Source organism: Neobacillus drentensis (genome assembly GCF_036965425.1).
In the GTDB taxonomy this organism is placed as follows: Bacteria; Bacillota; Bacilli; order Bacillales; family Cytobacillaceae; genus Neobacillus; species Neobacillus drentensis_F.
This window is the reverse complement of record NZ_JBALPP010000146.1, coordinates 1-7,037: the sequence shown is the minus strand read 5'-3', so window position 1 is coordinate 7,037 and position 7,037 is coordinate 1. Positions and strand designations below refer to the sequence as shown.

7 protein-coding genes are annotated in these 7,037 nt (G+C 37.5%); 4 read left to right on the top strand and 3 right to left on the bottom strand.

The features are described 5' to 3' along the window. The first annotated feature begins 284 nt into the window (after nucleotides 1-284). Nucleotides 285-1,295 (top strand): 2-oxoacid:acceptor oxidoreductase family protein, encoded by a 1,011-nt coding sequence (locus tag V7161_RS27770; protein ID WP_335716031.1) that lies wholly within the window; start codon nucleotides 285-287, stop codon nucleotides 1,293-1,295. An 18-nt stretch (nucleotides 1,296-1,313) separates the two neighbouring features. Next, nucleotides 1,314-3,626, top strand: a complete 2,313-nt coding sequence (locus V7161_RS27765; RefSeq protein WP_335716030.1) for a thiamine pyrophosphate-dependent enzyme — start codon at nucleotides 1,314-1,316, stop codon at nucleotides 3,624-3,626. Nucleotides 3,627-3,659: 33 nt separating this feature from the next. On the opposite strand, the gene V7161_RS27760 is transcribed toward V7161_RS27765, so the two are convergent. Then, nucleotides 3,660-4,160: a hypothetical protein gene (locus V7161_RS27760; protein WP_335716029.1), complete on the bottom strand. Its 501-nt coding sequence runs from the start codon at nucleotides 4,158-4,160 to the stop codon at nucleotides 3,660-3,662. A 175-nt stretch (nucleotides 4,161-4,335) separates the two neighbouring features. Next, nucleotides 4,336-4,896 carry a class I SAM-dependent methyltransferase gene (locus V7161_RS27755; protein WP_335716028.1) on the bottom strand — a complete coding sequence of 187 codons (561 nt, stop codon included), beginning with the start codon at nucleotides 4,894-4,896 and terminating at the stop codon, nucleotides 4,336-4,338. A 135-nt stretch (nucleotides 4,897-5,031) separates the two neighbouring features. Here V7161_RS27755 and V7161_RS27750 point away from each other — a divergent pair, with 135 nt between their 5' ends. Next, nucleotides 5,032-5,535, top strand: a complete 504-nt coding sequence (locus V7161_RS27750; protein WP_335716027.1) for a GNAT family N-acetyltransferase — start codon at nucleotides 5,032-5,034, stop codon at nucleotides 5,533-5,535. A gap of 188 nt (nucleotides 5,536-5,723) precedes the next feature. Further along, the gene (locus tag V7161_RS27745; RefSeq protein ID WP_335716026.1) at nucleotides 5,724-5,945 is read left to right on the top strand and encodes a hypothetical protein; all 222 of its coding nucleotides are present in this window, start codon (nucleotides 5,724-5,726) and stop codon (nucleotides 5,943-5,945) included. A gap of 44 nt (nucleotides 5,946-5,989) precedes the next feature. On the opposite strand, the gene V7161_RS27740 is transcribed toward V7161_RS27745, so the two are convergent. Then, a complete protein-coding gene (locus tag V7161_RS27740; protein ID WP_335716025.1) occupies nucleotides 5,990-6,652 on the bottom strand; it encodes an arylamine N-acetyltransferase family protein in 663 nt (220 codons plus the stop codon). Between the last annotated feature and the right edge of the window lie 385 nt (nucleotides 6,653-7,037).

The window sequence follows — 7,037 nt, the reverse complement described above, 5'->3', positions numbered from 1 at the left end:
GTTTTTGAATTGTCTTCTTATTTTTAGAAATAAGCCTTAGATCGGCGCTTCTGTTATACAACATGCAACATCTGTACTATATCAATCCAAGTATATTATTGTAACCAAATCTTTACTAAATACTTATAACCCCAACAAAATCACCATTATTACATCATGCAATTTTTCCATTATAAAAACTGTTGTATCTGTTTTTATAACCTGTTACAATAAAAGTTGTAATTTATTGAAAATTTTTAAAATTCTAATTGTTAATTCGGTTTACACAGATGGGAGGAATACTATTGTCAAAATTGCCGAAAATCAATGAATTAGGCTTCTTTGAAATCCGCCTCGAATCCATTGGAGGCTTAGGAGCTAATTTGGCGGGAAAAATGCTATCCGAGGACGGCGTTGTTGGAAACGGACTAAATGGAGTCGGTTTTTCATCATACGGATCAGAGAAAAAAGGCTCCCCTGTCAAAGCACACATTCGTTTTTGTGACCCTGATACCAATATTCGTGACACCACTCCCATAGAACGACCTCATGTTGTTGGCATTTTCCATGATGCCCTTTTTAAAACCATCGATTGCACTAGCGGGATCTATCCTGACAGCACCATCTTAGTGAATTCTCAAAAATCCCCTGACGAACTAAAAAACCTAATGAAAATATCTGGTGGAACCATTGCCATTATAGATGCTACAGGAATCGCTTTGGAGGAACAAACAAAAGCGAACACTGCCATGCTCGGTGCGCTTTACCGGATTCTGGATTTTTTAGACCCAGAGTCCATGAGACAGACCATTCGGCGAACATTCGAGAGGAAGTATCCTCACTTAGTCGAACCAAATATCTGCACCTTTAACAGAGGGTATACTGAAGTCGAATTTAAAACCTATGAACTTGATGAAGGGGCAGAACCAAAACCATTTAAAAGACCAGAACCGCTCCTCGGATATAAGACTCAGGCCATTGGCGGTATGATTACAAATCCAGGAAACAGTATTTTAAAGGATTTAAGCATATCACGTGCCGGAATGCTCCCGCACTTTCATGAAGAAAAATGCATTAATTGCGCAGCATGTGATACAGCCTGCCCCGACTTTTGCTTTGTTTGGGAAGAAAAGGAAGATAAACGAGGCCGCGCCCAAATGTTCCTTCAAGGGATTGACTACCAATATTGCAAGGGCTGTTTGAAATGCGTACATGCTTGTCCTGTTGAAGCACTTACAGGAGAAAGGGAATATAATGACGGTTATGCTGATAAGAACCGTGTACCTCATTTGTTTGATTTGGCGATTCGAAATTAAGGAAAGGGCGGGATTTTCATGACCATTGAAGTAAACCAAGAAAATTTACCTGTTCCAAAAGGGACAGTTGAACAAAGTGTTGTATTTGAATCAGGCAATGAAATGGCCGCCTATGCAGCCCACCAAATTAACTATCATGTAATGGGATACTATCCAATTTCTCCTTCCACTGAGGTTGCCCAGTTCCTTGATGGGATGAAAGCAAAAGGGGAACATGATATCGTGTTGATTCCTGCTGATGGAGAACACGGCTCAGCTGGAATCTGTTACGGAGCTTCAACTGGCGGTGGTCGAGTTTTTAACGCAACAAGTGCCAATGGATTTCTATATATGTTAGAGCAGCTGCCTGTTCAATCCGGAACCCGTTTTCCAATGGTGTTGAATTTAGTCAACCGCTCAGTTTCGGGTCCGTTAAATATACATGGAGATCATTCTGATTTATATTTTGCTTTGAATACCGGCTGGCCCATCTTGATGGCCCGTGATCCGCAAATTGTCTATGATATGAACATTATCGCCATTAAACTTGCGGAAGATGCTGAAGTCAGACTGCCTGTTATCGTTTCTTTCGACGGTTATTTCACCTCCCATCAAAAACGGCGGGTCCAAGTTGTAAAAAATAGAGCGGATGTCCAGAAATTTATCGGTGAGCCTCCAAGGAACTTCCCTCATGCATTAGATCGGGAAAATCCGGTGACCATCGGTCCATATATGAATGAACCGGACTATATTAATAATTGTTTTCAACAATCTGAAGCGATGTATAATGCGGAACATGTCTTTGAAGTCATTTCAAAAGAATATGCGCAATTAACAGGGCGGGAATATCCAGTCCTTGATTTATATCGTATGGAGGATGCTGAAGTAGCTGTATTTATGTTAAATTCAGCTGCCGAGGTTTGTAAAGATGTGGCCGACAAGCTTCGTCTACAAGGAATCAAAGCAGGGGTCATCTCCCCTAATATGATTCGTCCTTTTCCGCAAAAGAAATTGGCAGAAGCATTGAAAAATGTGAAAGCGGTAACAGTAGGAGACCGTGCAGACTCCTATGGAGCACACGGTGGAAATATGGCATTGGAATTAAGAGCTGCCCTGCAAACAGTTGGAAATGCTCATACAAAAGTGGTTAACCGTGTTTACGGATTAGGCGGCAAAGATTTTTATGCCGATGACGCTGAACAGTTTTTTCATTTAGCTCTTGACGCAGCTCATAAAGGACATGTGGAAAAGAGTTTTGACTATTTTGGGCACAATCCGGGAGCCCCTGAATTTGCACCGAAACGAGTATTAAATCCAATGAAAAAAGAAGATTTGAATACTGGTTTAATTACCGTTACTCCTGATGAAATTACCGGAGAACTAAAAGTGAAAATTCCGCCGATGCGCAGCCTAACAAAAAAACCAAAACGATTGGCTTCTGGACATGGAGCGTGCCCTGGCTGCGGAATTTTCTCCGGGTTAGAGCTGTTTTTCAAAGGGATTGAAGGAGATATTGTAGCCTTATTCCATACTGGATGTGCCATGGTCGTAACGACTGGTTTTCCTTATAGTTCTCATAAAGCGACTTACATCCATAATTTATTCCAAAATGGTTCTGCAACTCTTTCTGGTCTTGTGGAAATGTTTCATGAACGAAAAAGGCGCGGTGAATTTGCTGAACTTGGCCTGAGTGATGACTTTACCTTTGTAATGGTTACTGGTGACGGTGGAATGGATATTGGCATGGGCCCTGCCATTGGCACAGCCCTAAGAAATCATAAAATGATCATCCTTGAATACGATAATGAAGGCTACATGAACACAGGCAGCCAGCTATCCTACTCGACTCCAATGGGGCATATGACAAGTACCTCAAGTGTAGGCACTTTCCAAAAAGGCAAGCCGTTCCATCATAAAGATACTGCCCAAATTATGGCCGCCACTCACATTCCATATGTATTTACCGGAACTGAAGCGTTTGACCGTGACCTATTAAAGAAAGCCGCAAAGGCTCAGTGGTATGCCCAAAATGAAGGATTGGTTTACGGCAAAATATTAATAACCTGCCCATTGAATTGGAAGTCTAAGGACGAATTAGGCCAGACAATCGTGGAGGCTGCCGTGAATTCCTGTTTCTTCCCTCTCTATGAAGTGGAACGAGGAATTACAACTATCACTTATGACCCTGAGGCTAAAAATAAACGGTTAGATGTTACCGAATGGTTGAAGCTGATGGGAAAAACGAAACATATGTTATCAGAGGACAGTAAAGACATGCTGCAAATGTTTGATGATGAGGTAGAGCGCCGCTGGATGAGGCTCAAAGCTAAGCACGAAAGTCCTTATCTTTAATTCTATTAATAAAAGCTGAAGTCAAACCGAGCTTCAGCTTTTGTTTACATTTCTATATTTTTCAATCCATTCTTTAAACATTTCATTTAAGGCTCCCTTTTTTTGACTTTTCAACCATTCCACTTGGTCGATTGGGAGTTTTAATTTTAAACTAACTTCTTCTATCGGCATTTCAACTTTCCTGATTTCTTCTAACGTGATTCCTTCTTCTATATTTGGAAACCAAGCATCATTTTCGTTCACCTTATTAAAATCTTCATATTCATGAATGCCATCGAGCTCACAAAATAAATTAAGCTGCGGTAGACCTCCTGAAAAGACTTTTACATGCATAATGGAATTTATGATTCTTCCATCCTCCAACTCTATTTCAATAATAAGGTTCTCCATCTTTTTATATTTTTTCACTGTAACCTCACTGACAATCAGATCTAACTCTAAAGTGATTCCTGTGCTTGATTCAAAAAGATAAATGGCACTTTTAAACACATGAATAATTTCACCATCGATTATTACTGTTTTAACACTCACCATAAACTGTTCCCCCACCACAGATGTTTCAACGGATTTATATTCGATACTATCATGTATTATAAATTAAAAATAGCCATCATTCGATGACTTAGTGATTATTTTTAAAGTATTAATATCTTTCAAATCCAATGGAACACAGACGGTCAAATGTTTATGCTTCAAAGGAAAAATGTATTTAACATTTTTTACAAAATATTGTCTGTCGTCCCTCTTTTTCATTTTCTTCAAAAAAGACTACCTTCCAATCGCCAAATTCTGCTAACAATTCTTTTGATTTAAGCTTATATTGATTGGATACTCTCTGATTTTCATCCAGAGGAGACTGATAAAAGGTTTCCATAAAAAAATAACCATCTTCTCTTATGAGGTTCTTAACAATGGGGAATAAGGAGCGATCTAGGAAATAAGAAATAACTATTAGATCATAAGGGCTGTTAGGCCAATTTAAACTATTCAAATTCGTTAGATCGGTCACCAGGGGCCGCAACTTAAGATTATTTTTTACAGAATAATCTTGAATATAGTTGATAGCGACATCCGAAATATCCATTGCCACAACGGAATAATTCATTCGCGCAAGGAAGAAACTGTTACCACCTAAACCACAAGCCAAATCAAGTGCAGTGCCTCCTGAAAGATAGGGAGACATGTTCTTTAATCTTAGATTAAGAGCAGGCTCCTTCAGCTGTTCAATTCTTTCTTTATGCTTCGAATTCCATTTTGTTTTTGTGTCCATTTGAAAGCTCCTAATATTAGTATTTTCATAATACTCCATCTTACTTTTATTGCAAAGATTATGTTGTTCAATCCTATACTTAGATATAATCAGTAAAGTATTAATTAAAGAAATTTAGATTAAGTTGGTGGTCGTATGAAAAATCTTATAAATATTGATAAAATGCAACAAGAAGATTGGCAACAGGTCAAGAATATCTATCTGGAAGGAATCGCAACCGGCAATGCCACCTTCCAAAAAGTTGCACCCTCTTGGGAAGAATGGGACAACGGACATTTAACGAATTGTCGTATTGTTGCCCGCTTTGAAGGTACTATTTTAGGGTGGGCCGCTTTAAGTCCTGTTTCAAGTCGACCTGTTTATTCTGGGGTTGCTGAAGTTAGTATCTATGTTAGTCAAACTAGCAGCGGGAAAGGAATAGGCAGTAAGCTTTTACAGGCTTTAATTGATGTAAGTGAAGAAAAAGGATTTTGGATGCTTCAAGCTAGTATTTTCCCAGAGAATGCTTTAAGTTTACAATTACATAAGAAATATGGCTTCCGGGAAGTTGGGAGGCGTGAGCGTATCGGTAAAATGGATGGTGTTTGGCGGGATACGATTTTATTAGAAAGAAGGAGCAGTAATGTTGGAATAGGATAAGTATAAAAACTCTTTCTGGTCACGGATCTTTTTGCGTGAACATTTTTTCTGTTCCCTCCTTTCCACGGCCACAAAATATCTATTAATTAAAACGTTTACAGGTTGGTCTAAATCTCCTGCTTATTCAATATTTATAAGGAGAAGTTAATTTCCTATAAAAAATCCGAATAATAAAGGAGAGTTCAAAGGTGGTTGTTATTCATTTTTTAGAAAATAAATCTATCGTTTTAAGTCAGCTGCGATCAACGATTCCTTCGGTCGATGAGCCGATAAAAATAAAAGGAAAAAAAGGAAAAGTTGTCGACATTAAGACAATTGATGAACGAGTCATTCATGTATACGTAGAATTTGAAAAAGTTGTGGTTAAAAATCAACCCGCTTCAAAAGAAGTCAAAAACAAAAAAAGATAATTATATGTTAGTAAAGCCAGCGAGTTGATACACGCTGGCTTTACTTAAGATTGAATCCCAAAATGGTCCTTAACTAATTCTTTAAATCTATTTTTATCAATTTCCTGTTTAGTAACTTTACCATCATCCCATTCGGTAAAAGAAGTATCCGTTAAAATCATATTCCCTCTATCCGTTATCTTTGTAATTAACTGTTTTTTGTTAAAAGGGGATTCCGGGTGCTCTATGATGATTTTTTGTACCTCATTTAAATTTGATACGTCTTTTATTATATCCTTGGAATCAAAAGTATACCCTAATTTCCACTCTTTGTCTTTATGCTTTACTTTCATAAATAAAACATAATCTCCGTGTTCATTATTAAATCTCTCAATTCTAAATTCGCCATTACCAGAGGTGACAACCTCACCTGTGAATGGTACAGGTTTTAACGGTAAGTTGCCTCCAAAACCAGTATCAATTAGATATTGTTTCCCATTGTGGGTGATGACAATGGCCACGTGTGTCCTCCCAAATGTATTCCATCTCTGACCAATTTGGTCATATACCACTCCACGAACAATGTTTGCCTTAAAACCATTTTCAACTAAGAATAAGTAAAGGATGGAATTTAGGTCATAGCAAAGCCCGCCTTCTTTTTTATCGATAATTTTGCTTATTAAATTCTCTTTTGTAATTTCAGTTGTCTTTTTCNNACAAATTTTCAAAAGGGATTGATTTAGCAGTCTTTTCTAAGACAAGATCCAATTTTTCAAAAGTAATGACTTCCTTCTCTTGCAATCCGATTCTGTTCCGAAATTGAAGATTAAAATCACTCATTCCTCATCTCTCCCTAAAAATCAATATTCTGGCAAGTACTCTGAATAAATTTCCGTTGCATAAAAATATTTTAATTTATCTAAAGGTATAGCTTCAACTTTATGAACTTTTTTAGCGGTAATATTGGGGTTTGAACGATCCCCAAAAAAAAATTCAAAATTTTTTTCAAAAATCTTCACTTTAAAAAGCATAAAATTCGAAAAACATGTTATATTCAAGTAAATTAAAAATTGGAGTGAGAAAAATGAAACTACAAGTTAATCGAACTTATAA

Coding starts and splice junctions, on each gene's coding strand:
- V7161_RS27755 (WP_335716028.1), bottom strand. CDS start 4,896: ATGGACACAAAAACAAAATGGAATTCGAAGCATAAAGAAAGAATTGAA.
- V7161_RS27765 (WP_335716030.1), top strand. CDS start 1,314: ATGACCATTGAAGTAAACCAAGAAAATTTACCTGTTCCAAAAGGGACA.
- V7161_RS27750 (WP_335716027.1), top strand. CDS start 5,032: ATGAAAAATCTTATAAATATTGATAAAATGCAACAAGAAGATTGGCAA.
- V7161_RS27760 (WP_335716029.1), bottom strand. CDS start 4,160: ATGGTGAGTGTTAAAACAGTAATAATCGATGGTGAAATTATTCATGTG.